This window comes from Clostridium sp. Cult3, from assembly GCF_021655115.1.
Lineage (GTDB): Bacteria > Bacillota > Clostridia > Tissierellales > Tepidimicrobiaceae > PPXY01.
Map to the genome: position 1 here is coordinate 54,873 of NZ_PPXY01000034.1, position 16,338 is coordinate 71,210.

Annotated in this window: 15 protein-coding genes; all 15 read left to right on the plus strand. The window is 30.4% G+C overall.

The features are described 5' to 3' along the window. The first annotated feature begins 71 nt into the window (after positions 1-71). The 15 genes from C3E88_RS07365 to C3E88_RS07435 all read left to right on the plus strand — a co-directional run bounded on the left by C3E88_RS07365 (position 72) and on the right by C3E88_RS07435 (position 16,257). Positions 72-701 (plus strand): winged helix-turn-helix domain-containing protein, encoded by a 630-nt coding sequence (locus C3E88_RS07365; RefSeq protein WP_236909527.1) that lies wholly within the window; start codon positions 72-74, stop codon positions 699-701. A 20-nt stretch (positions 702-721) separates the two neighbouring features. Next, positions 722-1,327 (plus strand): sugar transferase, encoded by a 606-nt coding sequence (locus tag C3E88_RS07370; protein WP_236909528.1) that lies wholly within the window; start codon positions 722-724, stop codon positions 1,325-1,327. 8 nt (positions 1,328-1,335) lie between these two features. Beyond that, positions 1,336-1,977, plus strand: coding sequence for an acetyltransferase (locus tag C3E88_RS07375; RefSeq protein WP_236909529.1), 642 nt, complete (start codon positions 1,336-1,338; stop codon positions 1,975-1,977). A 95-nt stretch (positions 1,978-2,072) separates the two neighbouring features. After that, a complete protein-coding gene (locus C3E88_RS07380) occupies positions 2,073-3,374 on the plus strand; it encodes a phenylacetate--CoA ligase family protein (RefSeq protein ID WP_236909530.1) in 1,302 nt (433 codons plus the stop codon). Positions 3,375-3,393: 19 nt separating this feature from the next. Next, positions 3,394-4,563 carry a LegC family aminotransferase gene (locus tag C3E88_RS07385; RefSeq protein WP_236909531.1) on the plus strand — a complete coding sequence of 390 codons (1,170 nt, stop codon included), beginning with the start codon at positions 3,394-3,396 and terminating at the stop codon, positions 4,561-4,563. An 8-nt stretch (positions 4,564-4,571) separates the two neighbouring features. After that, positions 4,572-5,717 (plus strand): glycosyltransferase family 4 protein, encoded by a 1,146-nt coding sequence (locus tag C3E88_RS07390; RefSeq protein WP_236909532.1) that lies wholly within the window; start codon positions 4,572-4,574, stop codon positions 5,715-5,717. A gap of 4 nt (positions 5,718-5,721) precedes the next feature. Further along, on the plus strand, positions 5,722-6,684 hold the full coding sequence (locus tag C3E88_RS07395) for an NAD-dependent epimerase/dehydratase family protein (protein ID WP_236909533.1): 963 nt from the start codon (positions 5,722-5,724) through the stop codon (positions 6,682-6,684). Positions 6,685-6,762: 78 nt separating this feature from the next. Continuing rightward, on the plus strand, positions 6,763-7,875 hold the full coding sequence (locus tag C3E88_RS07400) for a glycosyltransferase family 4 protein (RefSeq protein WP_236909534.1): 1,113 nt from the start codon (positions 6,763-6,765) through the stop codon (positions 7,873-7,875). A 1-nt stretch (position 7,876) separates the two neighbouring features. Further along, a complete protein-coding gene (locus C3E88_RS07405; RefSeq protein ID WP_236909535.1) occupies positions 7,877-9,253 on the plus strand; it encodes a nucleotide sugar dehydrogenase in 1,377 nt (458 codons plus the stop codon). A 1-nt stretch (position 9,254) separates the two neighbouring features. Then, positions 9,255-10,295 carry an NAD-dependent epimerase gene (locus C3E88_RS07410; protein WP_236909536.1) on the plus strand — a complete coding sequence of 347 codons (1,041 nt, stop codon included), beginning with the start codon at positions 9,255-9,257 and terminating at the stop codon, positions 10,293-10,295. Between the two features lie 3 nt (positions 10,296-10,298). Further along, positions 10,299-11,477 carry a glycosyltransferase gene (locus C3E88_RS07415; RefSeq protein ID WP_236909537.1) on the plus strand — a complete coding sequence of 393 codons (1,179 nt, stop codon included), beginning with the start codon at positions 10,299-10,301 and terminating at the stop codon, positions 11,475-11,477. Positions 11,478-11,574: 97 nt separating this feature from the next. Then, positions 11,575-12,699 carry a glycosyltransferase family 4 protein gene (locus C3E88_RS07420; RefSeq protein WP_236909538.1) on the plus strand — a complete coding sequence of 375 codons (1,125 nt, stop codon included), beginning with the start codon at positions 11,575-11,577 and terminating at the stop codon, positions 12,697-12,699. A gap of 125 nt (positions 12,700-12,824) precedes the next feature. After that, positions 12,825-14,135 (plus strand): O-antigen ligase family protein, encoded by a 1,311-nt coding sequence (locus C3E88_RS07425; RefSeq protein WP_236909539.1) that lies wholly within the window; start codon positions 12,825-12,827, stop codon positions 14,133-14,135. A 261-nt stretch (positions 14,136-14,396) separates the two neighbouring features. Further along, the gene (gene galE, locus C3E88_RS07430) at positions 14,397-15,455 is read left to right on the plus strand and encodes a UDP-glucose 4-epimerase GalE (protein WP_236909540.1); all 1,059 of its coding nucleotides are present in this window, start codon (positions 14,397-14,399) and stop codon (positions 15,453-15,455) included. A gap of 88 nt (positions 15,456-15,543) precedes the next feature. Next, the gene (locus tag C3E88_RS07435; protein WP_236909541.1) at positions 15,544-16,257 is read left to right on the plus strand and encodes a Shedu anti-phage system protein SduA domain-containing protein; all 714 of its coding nucleotides are present in this window, start codon (positions 15,544-15,546) and stop codon (positions 16,255-16,257) included. The last annotated feature ends 81 nt before the right edge of the window (positions 16,258-16,338 follow it).

Sequence of the window (16,338 nt, forward strand, 5' to 3'; positions counted from 1 at the left end):
GGTTTACACAAATATCCATCCATGCTATACTATAATCATTCGTACGGCGAACGAAAGGATGGAGGATGAATATGAAGTTTTTCAACCCAACTATTGTATATAAGGAAATGATTCTATTACAGGAAATAGAAAAGAATCCTAGCATAACCCAAAAGGAACTAGGAAATATCATAGGGGCAGCACCATCTATGGTTAATGTATATATAAAAGAATTGGAAGAAGAAAAGTATCTAAAAAGAGAATATATATCCACTAAAACAGTCAACTACAAGATTACTCCCGAAGGTATAAAGCGGAAGAACTATCTACTGATAGTCTATATGAGGGAGCTTTTAGGTCTTTATCATTTAGCTAAAAACAATGTGGAAGAATTTCTATCAAAGGTAGAAGAAAAAGGCTACAAAAACCTACTACTATATGGAGCAGGAGAAGTAGCAGAAACCATCATAGGAGTAATCAGAGACAGAGAAAACTCTACACTTAATATATTGGCAGTAATAGATGACGACAAAGAAAAACAAGGCAAAGAAATACTAGGATATAAGATAATATCCACAAAACAAATACCCAACTACCCCCACGACGCCATAATCATCACCAGCTACACCTTTGAAGAGGATATAATGGGAAGATTGAAGGATATGGATTATGAGATGAGTAGGGTGGTTAGGTTCTTTGGGGTGGGGGAGCATAGAGTTTAATACGGAGAAGGATGTTGTTTATGAAAGTGTATCCAATAATTAAAAGAATAATAGATTTTATATTGTCTTTAATAGGATTAATAATTTTAAGTCCATTGTTTTTAATTATTTCAATAATGGTATACCTAAAACTAGGGAGGCCCATATTTTTTATCCATGAGAGGCCAGGAAAAGATGGTAAAATTTTTGGAATGATAAAGTTTAGAACAATGTTAGATTTAAGAGATGAAGAAGGCAATTTACTTCCCAACGAAAAAAGACATACAAAATTTGGATTGATGTTAAGAAGTACAAGCCTTGATGAGTTACCAGAATTAATAAATGTGTTAAAAGGTGACATGAGCCTAATAGGACCGAGACCTTTATTGGTTGAATATTTGCCATTATATAATGAAGAACAGGCCAGAAGGCATGAAGTAAAACCTGGGATAACAGGTTTAGCTCAAGTAAATGGTAGAAACACAATATCATGGGAAGAAAAGTTTAAGTACGATGTTTGGTATGTGGATAATTTTAATTTGATTTTAGATATAAAAATATTATTTAAAACAGTTATAAAGGTTTTCAAAAGAGAAGGAATTAATTTTGAAGAAATAAATAAAAGTAACAAGTTTTCAGGGAGATGAATTAATATATGAAATCTCTTTACATAATAGGTAGTGGAGGATTTAGCAAACAGGTTATAGAAATTGTGGAGGAAATAAACAATATTCATAGAGAATATGATTTAGTAGGGATAATTGATGATAATCCTAATTTATTGGGTAAAACTGTATTTGATTATAAAATAATTGGAGACACAGATTATTTAAAATCAATTGCAGAACATAAAGAGGTGCATTCTGTAATTGCTATAGGGGAAGGAAAGACAAGAGAAAAAATAGCTAGTAAATTTATGAATATTAATTGGGTTAATTTAATACATCCAAAAGCCATAGTCAGCAAATATATATCTATTGGTGAAGGAAATATTATATGTGGCGGGGTTATCATAAACCCTGAATGCAGAATAGGAAATCACTGTAATATTAATATAGGATGCACATTAGGACATGATGTTATTTTAGAGGATTATTCTACATTAATGCCAGGATGCAATGTATCTGGGAATGTGAGTGTAGGGAAGTATTCTACTGTAGGGACAGGAGCAGCTATAATACAAGGATTAAAAATTGATAAAGCTACTACTATAGGTGCTGGATCAGTAGTTATTAAAGATTTACCTGCTAATTGTACAGCTGTAGGAATTCCAGCAAAGCCAATAAAGTTTAACTAGTATAGAAAATGAATTATAAGAAATAATAGAATAGTCTTGAGTTTGCCCTACTAATCTAAATTTATGCAATACTATATTAAAAAGAGGGATAAAAAATGCTAGGTGAAAATATAAGAAAATGTGGATTTTGGACATTAGATTTTTTAAGACAAGGACAAATAAGAAAACCTTATGATGATATAAAGAAAATTATTGGAAATGAGGAACTAGGTAATAAACGAACAGAAGAATATTTAGACAATTTATTATATCATGCAGTAAATACCACGAATCATTACAGAAAGTATAAAGAATATGAAAGCCTAAATGATTTTCCAATTATCACAAAAAAAGATATTAAGAACGATTACGAGGGATTTTTATCAAATAAATATAGAATGCAAGATTTAATAAGTGTAAAAACAAGTGGGTCATATGGAACACCTTTTACATTTTATCTTACTAATGAAAAGAAGGCTAGGCAAACTGCAGAAATAATCTATTTTAGTGAATGGGCCAGATATTATGTTGGAACTAAACATGCATATTTAAGAGCAAGAGTTAATAAGTCAAGGTTAAAACTAATTATGCAAAATGAATATTACATATATACTAGAGTAATCGACGATAATTGGTTAAAAAATGCTAGAGACATTATTAAGGATAAAAAAGTAAAAGTTTTAATTGGATTTCCTACAGCTATATCTGCAGTTGCTCAGTATTGTAATGAACAAGGAGATGTATCTGAAGATTTTTCTATAATCGGTGTCATAACTTCTTCAGAGCCATTACTTGGTAGTCAAAGAAATGTTATTGAATCAACTTTTGGTTGTACTTGCTTAAGTAGATATTCTACAGAGGAGCTAGGTGTTTTAGCTCATGAGTGTTCAACTTCAAAAAAACACCATATAAATACTGCAAGTTATAAAGTTGAAATACTGGATTTAAATGAAGATAAACCTGCAAAAGAAGGAGAGGTAGGAAGAATTGTTGTAACAGATTTGTTTTCGTATGCAATACCACTAATTAGATATGAAACTGGAGATCTTGGTGTTTGGGGCACAGAATGTTCCTGTGGGTTGGAGGGCCCTATTATTGAAAGCCTACATGGACGAACAATACAATCAGTATACAGCACTGAAGGAAAAAAGGTACTCCCTTATTTTATAGATGAAGTAATGAAGGATTATTCTAACGTGATTCAATATCAATTTATTCAAGATGGTAGAAATAATTATAGATTTAAGGTATGTAAAATAGAAGGTACAGACATAGAAGAAGAAAAGATTATAAATGGAATTAAGAACTGGATGGGACAAGATGCAATTGTAAAGATGGAATTAGTTGATGATATACCAACATTACCGTCTGGTAAGAGACCATACGTAATAAATAATTATATCCCTAAAAAAAATTAACATAGATTGGGTGAGATAAATGACTAACAAACCAATACCCCTCTCAGTCCCTAACCTTTCACTAGACATATTAGAAAACGTCAAAGAGACCATAGAAACAGGTTGGGTATCAACTGGAGGAAGATTTATAACTGAATTTGAAGAAAAAGTAGCCAAATACGTAGGTGTAGAAAGAGCAGTAGCTTGTCAATCGGGTACAGCAGGACTACATCTTGCAATGAGGGTACTAGGTATAGAACCTGGTGATGAAGTTATAGTACCTACACTTACATTTATAGCAGCGGTAAACCCTGTTAGATACATGGGTGCAGAGCCCATATTCATGGATTGTGATGAAACTTTAAACATGGATATGGACAAGCTGGAAGAGTTTCTGGAAAATGAGTGCGATTACATAGATGGGAAAGTAATCAATAAAAAAACTAAAAAGCAAATAAAAGCCATAGTAGTAGTCCACGTATTTGGTAATCCAGCAAACATGGAAAAACTAATGGAAATAAAAGAAAAATATAATTTAAAAGTAATAGAAGACTCTACTGAAGCCCTAGGATCCTATTACCTAGAAGGCAAATACGCAGGAAAACACTGTGGCACAATTGGAGACATAGGAGTATATTCCTTCAATGCCAACAAGATAATAACAACTGGCGGTGGGGGAATGGTTGTATCTAATAATCAAGAATTACTAGACAAGGTAGCATTTTTAGGAGTACAAGCTAAAACAGATTCACTATACTTTGTTCATGATGAAATAGGATATAACTATCGTATGACCAACATACAAGCAGCCTTTGGAAGAGATCAAATAGATAGACTAGAAGGTTTTATAGAAACAAAGATTAGAAATTATAATCTATACAAAGAAGCTATAGAAAACATAGAAGGATTAACACTACTGCCATTTAGAGATGATACAAGAGCCAATCATTGGTTTTACTCTATAGTAGTGGATAAAGGAAATTATGGTATAGATAGAGATGAATTATTAAGGAAGCTAAATGAGTCAAATATTCAAACTAGGCCATTGTGGAGATTGATACATAAGCAGAAACCATATTTGGACAATCAAGTATATGATATTGAAAGAGCAGAGTATTATGAAAAGAACTTGATAAATATACCCTGTAGTAGTAATTTGAATGAGTATGAAGTTGAGGTAGTGGTGGAGAAGTTAAAAAAATATAAATAAGAATAAGGGTGGGCGATGTAAGGTTGAAGATATTATATGTTACCACGGTTATAGGTACTGTTAACACTTTTTTAATTCCACATATTGAATATTTGATAAATCATGGACATGAAGTAGATGTAGCTGCTAATATTACGAAAAAGCCTGGCCCCGATTTACTTAAACTTGGATGTAATATTTATGATATTAAATTTGATAGGTCTCCAGTTAGTAAAAATAATTACCAGGCATATAAAGATATAAAAAAGTTGGTTCAAGAAGGGCATTATAAACTAGTGCATGTTCATACACCTGTTGCAGCATTTTTGACTAGATTAGCTTGCAGAAAAATTGTTAATACAAAGGTGGTCTATACTGCCCACGGTTTTCATTTTTATAAAGACGCTCCGCTGAAAAACTGGTTATTATACTACCCTTTAGAAAAACTAGCTGCAAGGTGGACAGATATAATAATAACTATAAATGAAGAAGATTATGAATTAGTTAAAAGAAGGAATTTTAAAGAATCTAATTCATTATTTCACGTACATGGAGTTGGAGTTAATTTAGATAAGTTTTCTCCCACATCTTTTGAAGTAAAAAAAGAATTAAGGAAAAAATATGGGTTTAAGAGTGACGATTTTATATTATTTTATGCTGCTGAATTAAATTATAATAAACATCAAGATTTACTAATAAATGTAGTTAACTTGCTTAAAAGCAGAATACCTAATATTAAACTTTTACTTGCTGGTGATGGAAACTTTAGAGGAAAATATGAAGAACAGGTTAGAAGATTAGATTTACAAGAAGAAATTTGTTTTCTAGGTTTTCGTAAAGATATATCAAATCTATTAAGAATATCGGATGTTGCGGTTGCATCATCTAGACGTGAAGGATTACCAGTTAATGTTATGGAAGCTATGGCAACAGGTTTGCCTCTTGTTGTTACAAATTGTAGGGGACAACGTGAATTGGTACGTAATCGTGAAAATGGGTTTGTAGTAGATATAAATGACATAGAGGGATTTGCTGATTCTGTAGAAAAACTTTATAAAGACAAAAACTTAAGAAATCAGTTTGGTAAAAAAGGAGTTGAATTAATACAAAACTATTCAATAGAAAAAGTTCTTAAAGAGTTAAACAACGTATATCAGGCACAATTAGGGGGCTAAAATAATGAATATATTGGTAACAGGCGGTGCAGGATTTATAGGCTCAAACTTAGTCGATAGATTAATAAAAGAGGGGCACACCGTTGTTGTGGTAGATAACCTATCGACTGGCAGACTAGATAATATACATAACAAAGCAAAGTTTTATCAATTAGATATTCGTAGTAGAAAGGTTGCAGATATATTTAAAAAAGAAAAAATTGAAATTGTCTATCATAAGGCAGCTCAAATCGATGTTCAAAAATCGATTAAACATCCTATACTTGATGGAGATATAAATATACTAGGGACAATTAATATTTTAGAAGCTTGTAAAGAAGTTGGCGTAAAAAAGATTATATATCCATCATCAGCAGCTGTCTATGGTGAACCAATGTATTTAGGGATTGATGAAGACCATCCTATTAATCCTGTGTCTTATTATGGGATTTCTAAATTTGCCCCAGAAAGGTATATTAAAACCTATAGCAAACTTTACGGTATAGATTATACTATATTTCGATATTCTAATGCTTATGGAATAAGACAGGATCCTAAAGGTGAAGGTGGCGTAATTGCTATATTTATGGACAAGCTTTTTAGAGGTGAATCTCCGACTATATTTGGAGATGGCAGCGCTACAAGAGACTTCATATATGTTGAAGATATTGTAGAAGCCAATATTAAAGCTTTACATAAAGGAAATAAAGAAGTGTTTAATATAGGAACTGGAAAAGCCACTTCTATAAAGGAACTATTTTATCTTATGAAAGAAATTATGGATGTGGACATTGAAGTAAAGTATGGAGAAGAACGAGAGGGAGATATAAAGAATTCATTTTTTAATATTAACAAAGCAAAAGAAAAATTAGGATGGATTCCAAAATATAGAATAGAAGAAGGATTATATAAGACAATTATATACTATAAGGAATTATTAATGGAAGAAGCAATGGATGAGATTGCTGTAGCTAGGGATGATAGGTAGGTAAAAGATGAAAGCAAGGCGCAATATGTTTATGTACTTGGAATTGAAATAAGAATCTATAAAGATAGGTGTTTAACTATGAAAAAAGTTTTAATTATAGCTAATCATATAGATTGGGTTTATTCGCTTAGAAAGGAGTTAATTGAAAAATTAAGTGAAATCTATAGGGTAATTATATGTATTCCAGAATGTAAGGATAATAATAAATTAGATTATTTTAAAAGTATAAATGTCGACTTCGCATTTGTAAATTTCCAAGGTAGAGATAAAAACCCTTTTAAAGATATAGGAGTTTTTATTAAATATCTGAATACGATAAAGAGTTTAAACCCTAATGTTATCATAACTTACACTATTAAGCCTAATATATATGGTTCAATTGCAGGTAAGTTATTAAGAAAAAAGGTTGTTATTAATGTGACTGGTTTAGGAACTGGATTTCATAGCAATAAAGTTGTTAAATTAATAGCAAAAAACCTATATTCGATAGGTTGTAAAGCATCTTACCATGTGTTTTTTCAGAATACTAACAATATGAGTCTATTTATTAATAATAAGATGGTTGAAAGAAGTAAATGCTCGTTAATCCCTGGTTCTGGTGTAAATATTGAAAAGTTTAAACCTATGGAGAAGACAAAAGAACATGACATTATAAGATTTCTATTTATAGGAAGGATAATGAAAGAAAAAGGAATAGAAGAGTATTTGCAAGTAGCAGAAAGTTTAATCAAAAAATATTCCAATATAGAATTTCAGATACTAGGTTCCTTTGAAGAAGATAGATATAAGGATATTATCTATGACAATAAAAATAAAAGAATAAAATATCTTGGCAGATCCGATGATGTGAGAAATGAGATCAGAGAAGTAGATTGTATAGTAAATCCCTCATATCATGAAGGCATGTCTAATGTGCTGCTGGAAGGAGCGGCTATGGGGAAACCCCTTATAGCTTCTAACATACCCGGATGCAAAGAAATAATAGAAGAAGGGTATAATGGATACTTATTTGAGCCTAAATCGGTGGAGTCTATGGAGGAAAAGTTAATTCAATTTATAGAACTAGATGAAGAAAGCAAAGAGATTATGGGGAAAAACTCCAGAAAAAAAGTTGAAAAAGAGTTTGATAGAAATATTGTTATAAATGAATATATGAAAGTAATAAACGATATTTTGAAAGAAGGTCGTTAATATGAATCTATATGAAGCTATTAAAAACAAAGATGAAAAAATATCAGTAATTGGGCTAGGCTATGTAGGATTGCCACTAGCCATATCCTTTGCAAAAGTTGCAGATGTAGTTGGATTTGATATATCAAAAGAAAAAGTACAAAAATATCTTAATGGAGTAGACGTAACTAAAGAAGTTGGAGATGAAGCTATAAAGGAAACTACAGCATTATTGACATGGGAAGAAAAGCATTTAAAGGATTGTAAATTCCATATAATTGCAGTGCCAACTCCAATAAGTTCTGACAAAATTCCAAATCTTAAACCAGTAATGGAAGCAAGTAAAACCGTAGGAAGAAATCTTACCAAAGGTTCAATAGTAGTATATGAATCTACGGTATACCCTGGAGTTACAGAGGATATATGTATTCCTATTTTGGAAAAAGAGTCTGGGCTAAAATGTGGACAAGACTTTAAAGTAGGCTATTCACCAGAAAGGATTAATCCAGGAGATAAAGTACATAGACTAGAAAATATAGTAAAGGTAGTATCAGGCATAGATGAGGAGTCGCTGGAAATCATTGCTAAAGTTTATGGCTTAGTAATAAAAGCAGGTATACATAAGGCAGAAAGTATTAAAGTAGCAGAAGCTGCAAAAGTAATAGAAAATTCTCAAAGGGATATAAATATTGCTTTTATGAACGAACTTTCTATAATATTTAATAAATTAGGAATAGATACAAAGGCAGTACTAGAAACAGCAGGTACAAAGTGGAATTTTTTAAACTTTAGCCCAGGTTTAGTTGGAGGACATTGTATAGGAGTAGATCCATATTATCTTACATATAAGGCAGAAGAAATAGGGTATCACTCTCAAATAATCCTTGCAGGAAGAAAAATAAATGATGATATGGGTAAATATGTAGCTGAAAATGTAGTCAAAAACATGATAAAAGCTGACAAACCAATCAAGGGCTCTACAGTAGCAGTATTTGGGATTACATTTAAAGAAAACTGTCCAGATATTAGAAATACAAAGGTAGTAGATGCTATAAAGGAATTAGAAGAGTATGGAATAAATGTAAAAGTAGTAGACCCAGTAGCAGATGAGGAAGATTTATGGGAAACTTATGGAATAAAACTACATAATATTGAGGATATAGAGGACATGGATGCAATAATATTTGCAGTTCCCCATGAAGAGTTTAAAACTATAAAGTTAGAGGACATTAAGAAATTATATAATCAAAGATGGAATGGCTATTCAAATGTAATGGATGAAGTTGCAGCAACATCAGAACTAGAAGATGGAAGTCCAAAATATGTACTTATAGATATAAAAGGAATGTTTAATAGGAAAGAAGCAGAAGATATGAATTATTTATACTGGAGGCTATGATATGAGAAAGGACTATAAAGAATTGGATAAAAGCAAAATTTATTTAATAACAGGAGCAGCAGGATTTATTGGATTTCATTTATCGAGAAGATTACTTAAAGAAGGCTGTACTGTTATAGGACTAGATAATTTAAATGATTATTACGATGTAAATTTAAAAAAGGCAAGATTAGATATATTAGAAAAAGAAGATAGGTTTACATTTGGATATGCAGATTTACAAGATAGACAAGCTATGGATAAAATCTTTGAAGAAAATAAAATAGATATAGTAGTAAATTTAGCAGCCCAAGCAGGAGTAAGATATAGTCTTAAAAATCCTTATGCATATATAGAATCTAATATAATGGGATTTATGAATATATTAGAAGCTTGTAGATATAATGAAGTAGAACATCTAGTATATGCATCATCTAGCTCTGTTTATGGTTCTAATGAAAAGATGCCTTTTTCGACAAGTGATAGTGTAGATCATCCTGTTAGTTTATATGCAGCAACAAAGAAGTCTAATGAGTTAATGGCTCATACCTATAGCCATTTATATGGAATACCTACAACTGGATTGAGATTTTTTACAGTATATGGTCCTTGGGGTAGACCAGATATGGCGTTATTCTTATTTACTAAAGCTATACTTAATGATGAACCTATTAAAGTATTCAACTATGGGAAAATGGAAAGGGATTTTACCTATATAGACGATATCATAGAAGGAGTAATAAGAGTTATAGCTAATCCACCTAAACCAAATGAAAACTATGATAACATCAACCAGGATCCAAGTACAAGCCATGCACCATATAAAATATATAATATAGGTAATAACAAACCAGTACAGCTAATGGAATATATAGAAACATTAGAAAGACATTTAGATAAAGAAGCGAAAAAAGAATATTTACCGCTACAAGCAGGAGACGTCCCTAAAACCTATGCAGATGTAGATGATTTGATAAGAGATGTAGGATTTAAACCTGAAACAAGTGTAGATGAGGGGATAGGAAAGTTTGTTGAGTGGTATAAGGAATATTATGGGGTGTAAATTATGAAATTATTGTATGCACATGATCACAAATTTTATAAATATAAGGACGATTATTATAGTAATGGAAGTTTTCCTAGGGAAGTTCTTTTGAGATATACCAATGTATTTGAAGAAGTAAGGTTTATATCAAGGCAAATATTAGTTAAAAGCCAGCCTGAAAAAATGTCTTTATCTACTACGGAAGGAGTGGAATTTGTTAAAGTCCCTAATTTTAAATCTCTAAAAGCTTATTATAAAAAAATAGAAGCAAAAAATATAATAAAAAATGAAGTTAAAAATGCAGACTGTGTAATCGCTAGACTTCCTAGTGCTATAGGCTCTATGGCGGTAAAATACGCTGTGAAATATGAAAAACCGTATTTGGTAGAAGTAGTAGGTTGTACATGGGATTCTCTGAGGAATCATAGTTTTAAGGGAAAGCTTATTGCACCCTATAGTTATTTAAAAACTAAAAAGCTAATAAAAGATACTCCTTATGCTATATATGTAACTAATGAGTTTTTACAACGTAGGTATCCTTGCAAAGGGGAAAGTATTAATTGTTCTAATGTTACATTACCAACGTTAGATGACAATGTAATAGAAAGACGTTTAAATAAAATTGAATGTATGGATAATAGTAAGTCAATTATTTTTGGAACAATAGGAGCAGTTAATGTGAAATATAAGGGGCAACAGTATGTTATTAAAGTTATTTCGGAGTTGAATAAGGAGGGATACAACATTGAATATCATTTATTAGGTGATGGAGATAATAGTTATCTTATGGAAGTAGCAGAAAAATATAATGTTGCTGATAAAGTTAAGTTTTTAGGTTCATTACCTCATGAGCTAGTCTTTGAGTATTTGGATAATATAGATATATATATTCAACCAAGTAAAACAGAAGGTTTACCAAGAGCTTTAATAGAAGCTATGAGTAGGGGATGCCCTGCTATTGGTTCAAATGTAGGAGGGATACCAGAGTTACTAGATGAAGACTGTATCTTCGAGAAAACAGATTATAAGAAATTAATGAAAATAATTGATGAAAATGTGTTTGATCAAAACTGGCTAAAGGGCAAAGCGATAAGAAATTTTGAAGAGGCTAAAAAATATGATAATGACAGGATAGAGTTAAGAAGAAATGAGTTTTTGAGAAAGTATGCTGAACAAGCCAAGAAAGCAGTAAATTATTAATAATATGCAAGTTTATATAACTTTTAATAATGAGAATATTAATTCAAGATCATGAATTTACTAGATGATAATTATATTAACCGGAGTTGAGCTTAATATGAAAAGAACAATTGTTATTGAATCTATGTATTTAGTTAATTACAATAATCCAGCAAAAGGAGTTTCAATTGGTGGAAGTCAACGTTATGGTATTGATTTAGGAAAACTATTTTATAAAAATGGATATAATGTAATTTACGTTACCAAGGGAAATAAAAAATTAATAATAAATCATGGAGATTGGGCAAAAATTCATGTATTTGATGTACCTTTTGGAACAAAAGGGTGGGTACAATATTCTAAAGAAGTTTTTAATTTTTGTAATAGAATAAAACCTGATTTGGTTTGCTATTCTGATTTGCAAATTGCGTGGCCTTACTGTTATGAAAAAAGCTTTGCTTTACAACATGGAATAGCATGGGATGGACCCAATAATCATTTCATTAATTCAATCAAGAATTATTTTCTAAAAAAAGCAATTAAAAATGTACAAAAAATCATTTGTGTAGATACAAATTTTATTAATTGGTGTAGAGTGATTGACGCAAAGTACCCATATTACAAGGATAAACTTGTTTATATTCCTAATTACGCTGAGGAGGAAATTTTTAAATATAGTTATAAAGAATACAAAAGCAGTGATAAAATTAAACTTTTTTTTCCAAGGAGATTAGTTAGGCATAGAGGATTTACAATATTTATGGAAATGTGTATTGAATTATTAAAGCGTGGCTATGATATATATCCTGTATTAGCAATAGAAGAATTTAGACGTGATGAATTTATTAATTTATATCCTCAGTATAAATCTATGGAAGTTGATGTAGTTCATCCAAAATTTGATGAAATAGCCCAATACTATTCGGACGCATTTTTAACCTTTGTTCCTTCGCTTTGGTCTGAAGGGACTAGTCTTTCTGCAATTGAATCAATTAGTAGTGGCTGTCCTGTAATAGCAAGTGATGTAGGAGGATTAGGAAATATTATAATTCCTCATTTTAACGGAATGTTGTTGCCACCTAGTGTGGAGCCATTTACTAATGTTGTTGAACATTTAATAAATAATATAGAGAAACGTAACATTATGGCCCAAAACTGTAGGCATGTTCGTAAGTATTTAGGAAAGTCACGCTGGGAGTCAGATATTATGTTAGTTTTGGATGATTTAATGATTAAATCTTGATATAAAAATGGTTATTAAAAATCAAAAGTATGTTGTGGTGACTAATATTATTTGTTATCTGAAATGGTTTGTTTCTAATGATTAGCATTATTATATGACTTTATTTGTTAAAGGAGAAATTTATAATGAATATAGATAAAAACAAGGATAGTATGGGATGTAAAAAAGTATTTCCGACAATACTTTCATTACTGTTTCTTATACCATATCTTGAGGTAGAAAAAATTCGTTCTATATTTACATATTACCATCCAGGTGAAAATAATTTGATACCTTCTATAATAATTGTTATGTTGATAATAATAGTAATACTTTCTCCATTGTTATTTGTTAGCACTATTAAGAAGACAGGAAGAATAGATACTTATTTTATAAGTATTTTATTAGCAAGAACAGCTTTTGATTTTATAACACTTATAAGAATAATTTTTTCAAGCAAACCTATTGATATTTTATTTCAATATTTTTGGTGTGAGGTGCCATTTTATTTTGCTTTTTTTGTTTTATATGTAATTAATCGACTTAATGTAGATATATCTAAAATTCACTTAAATGCTATATACTTCTTTACAATCTATCTTATTTTAAACATATTTATTAATATAAGCAGATATGAATATGTTTTTGGTAATATTAAATTAGGTGCGCGAAATAGATTGATATCTCCAGGTGGAGGCCCTGTTATATTAGGATATACAATTGCTATTATGTTTTCTCTTTTCTTATTTTATCAACATAAAATTAAAAAACAACGATTTACCGTAATGTTTTTTATAATGCTTATGGCTTCTTTTTTTACAGGTTCAAGGGGAAGTATGTGGATGATTACTTTTTTAGTAATACTTTATTTAATAGATAAAAGAAAGCTAGGTATTGTTGGTCTAATAATTGTTCTGATAAGTTTTTTGTATGTGAATCCTATTGAATTTCTTAATGAAAAAGTACCAAGGTTTTTCAATTTGACAGATGAAAGTAGAATATCAACTGTACTTAATACAATAGATATATTTAGCAAGCAATCAACATTTGGATTATTGTTTGGTAAAGGCTTAGGTGTTTTTTTTCCATACCAAGACTGGTTTTTGTCAAAAACTCCAGGAATGAATTATTTTATTTATGAAGGGAATGTATTATTAGTTCAACCACATAATTCATATATATATTTGTTGATAGAAACAGGTATATTTGGGTTAATATTATTTGTCTATCCATTATATAAAGCATTTAGGATTTTACCTAAAGCAAAAGATATCATGAATTGGAAATATGCAGTGTGCACGATTTTTTTAATAGTATTTTTAAATTGTTTTGATTCGGTCTTTGTAATAGCACCAGGATCAGCAGCATTATGGTGGTTGATAATATTATCTCTGTCAAAATATTTATATGATTATTCAATTAAAAAAGAACATATCGAAACAAATAATTATAATTAATAAATATGATGTGGTGTCTATTATAAAGAAGAAAAGAAGATTGAGCTAGATTACCTAGAAAGGACTGCCTTTTGAATCATTAGACTAGGTAATTCTATATGTTTCTACTATGTTAAAAAGATAAGTTAGTCGAATAATTGTTACAAAATATCTTTTATAAAATATTTATCTTATTTATGTTATCAATTACAATTAGTTTAGCTATAGAGTAGGAGCTAATTTATCATTAAATTATTATATCAAAACGGAGGATAAGCGCATATGGCTATATTAGTAACTGGAGGAGCTGGATATATTGGAAGCCATACCTGTGTGGAATTGTTAAATTCAGGTTATGATGTTATTGTAGTAGACAACTTTTCCAATAGTAAGCCTGAATCATTAAACCGTGTACAAGCAATAACAGGAAAATCATTAAAGTTTTATAATGTTTATATTTTAGATAAAGAAGAAATAGAAAAGATATTTAAAGAGAACGAAATTGAAGCTGTAATTCATTTTGCAGGATTTAAAGCTGTGGGAGAATCGGTGGAAATTCCTATTGATTATTATCATAATAATATTACTGGAACTTTAATACTTTGCGAAGTTATGGCGAAATATAATGTAAAAAAGATGGTATTTAGTTCATCTGCTGCTGTATACGGAAAAAAAAACAAATCACCATTAATAGAAGATTTACCTCTTAGTGCAACTAATCCTTACGGATGGACTAAACTTATGATAGAGCAGATTTTAAGGGATATATATGTTTCTGATAGAGAGTGGAGTATATCTTTATTAAGGTACTTCAATCCTATTGGAGCTCATGGAAGTGGTAGAATTGGAGAAGATCCAAATGGAAAGCCTAATAATTTAATGCCTTATATAACTCAAGTTGCTATTGGTGAAAGAGAAAAATTATATATTTTTGGGAATGACTATGATACACATGATGGGACTGGAGTTAGAGACTATATTCATGTAGTAGATTTAGCAAAAGGTCACTTAAAGGCATTAGAGAAAGTTATGGCAAGCACAGGAGTTGATACATATAATCTTGGTACTGGTATTGGTTATAGTGTACTTGACGTAGTTAAGACTTTTGAAAAAGCTACAGGGAAAAGAATACCATATATAATTATAGATAGAAGACCAGGAGATATTGCTAAATGCTATGCAGATCCTACGAAGGCATTTAGGGAATTAGGGTGGAAAGCAGAAAAAAGTCTTGAAGACATGTGCAGGGATGCATGGAGGTGGCAATTTAATAATCCGAATGGATATGACGAGAAAGATAAAGTTGCATTGGGTGAAGTTGCTGCATCTAGGGAGGAATAGGGATAATCTTAAAATCTATATTTGGGAATAAAAATAACAAACAAAGGATACATAGAAATTAATAGTAGTGCATAAGAGGTGCATAATAATGAAATTATTTGCACGGGATTATCAAAATATTACTGCGGATGAAAAAGAATTAGAAAGAGAAATTAGGAATAAATATACAATTCAACTAGGGAAAATCAAGGCATATAATTCTAATATGCATAGAGAATTTCCTAAGGCAATAAGACACCATAATAGTCTATTTCCAAACAATTATCTAGATCCTGTAGACCTAAAAGATGAAACAAAATTAAAAGTATTAAATCAACAATTTTTAAAAACAATTGAAGATAGAGAAACAATAGAAACAGATATTTTAAAATTTATAAAAGAAAATAGGGCATACCATATAATTGGTTCAATATTTAGTGAATATAGCTTTGGGCATCATGATGCATATTTATTTAGAGAATTTCAGCTTGGTAATTCATATCAGGTAGAGTACCTTCTTGTCGGTAAATCATCTGATGGGTATAATTTTATTTTTATTGAATTTGAAAACCCATATGGGAGAATAAGTCTAGCTAACGAAGAGTTTGGTGATGTAATAAGAAAAGGATTAAGTCAAGTAAGTGATTGGATGCTTTGGACAGAGGAGAGTTATTCTTCATTATCTGAGTCCTTTGAAAAAGAAACTAATAATCAATTACCTAAAGAATTTTATAGACTGGATACTTCGCGAATGAATTATGCTGTTGTTGCTGGTAGAAGAAATGATTATAAAGAGAAAACTAATAATGATGTTAGTATATAACTATGGACACAAAATAAGGTTTTCTATATACTAAAAAAGAGGAAGGAAGTGTCCATAAATGTCTAAAAGAAATACCTATAC

Coding starts and splice junctions, on each gene's coding strand:
- C3E88_RS07365 (WP_236909527.1), top strand. CDS start 72: ATGAAGTTTTTCAACCCAACTATTGTATATAAGGAAATGATTCTATTA.
- C3E88_RS07370 (WP_236909528.1), top strand. CDS start 722: ATGAAAGTGTATCCAATAATTAAAAGAATAATAGATTTTATATTGTCT.
- C3E88_RS07375 (WP_236909529.1), top strand. CDS start 1,336: ATGAAATCTCTTTACATAATAGGTAGTGGAGGATTTAGCAAACAGGTT.
- C3E88_RS07380 (WP_236909530.1), top strand. CDS start 2,073: ATGCTAGGTGAAAATATAAGAAAATGTGGATTTTGGACATTAGATTTT.
- C3E88_RS07385 (WP_236909531.1), top strand. CDS start 3,394: ATGACTAACAAACCAATACCCCTCTCAGTCCCTAACCTTTCACTAGAC.
- C3E88_RS07395 (WP_236909533.1), top strand. CDS start 5,722: ATGAATATATTGGTAACAGGCGGTGCAGGATTTATAGGCTCAAACTTA.
- C3E88_RS07400 (WP_236909534.1), top strand. CDS start 6,763: ATGAAAAAAGTTTTAATTATAGCTAATCATATAGATTGGGTTTATTCG.
- C3E88_RS07405 (WP_236909535.1), top strand. CDS start 7,877: ATGAATCTATATGAAGCTATTAAAAACAAAGATGAAAAAATATCAGTA.
- C3E88_RS07410 (WP_236909536.1), top strand. CDS start 9,255: ATGAGAAAGGACTATAAAGAATTGGATAAAAGCAAAATTTATTTAATA.
- C3E88_RS07415 (WP_236909537.1), top strand. CDS start 10,299: ATGAAATTATTGTATGCACATGATCACAAATTTTATAAATATAAGGAC.
- C3E88_RS07420 (WP_236909538.1), top strand. CDS start 11,575: ATGAAAAGAACAATTGTTATTGAATCTATGTATTTAGTTAATTACAAT.
- C3E88_RS07425 (WP_236909539.1), top strand. CDS start 12,825: ATGAATATAGATAAAAACAAGGATAGTATGGGATGTAAAAAAGTATTT.
- galE (WP_236909540.1), top strand. CDS start 14,397: ATGGCTATATTAGTAACTGGAGGAGCTGGATATATTGGAAGCCATACC.
- C3E88_RS07435 (WP_236909541.1), top strand. CDS start 15,544: ATGAAATTATTTGCACGGGATTATCAAAATATTACTGCGGATGAAAAA.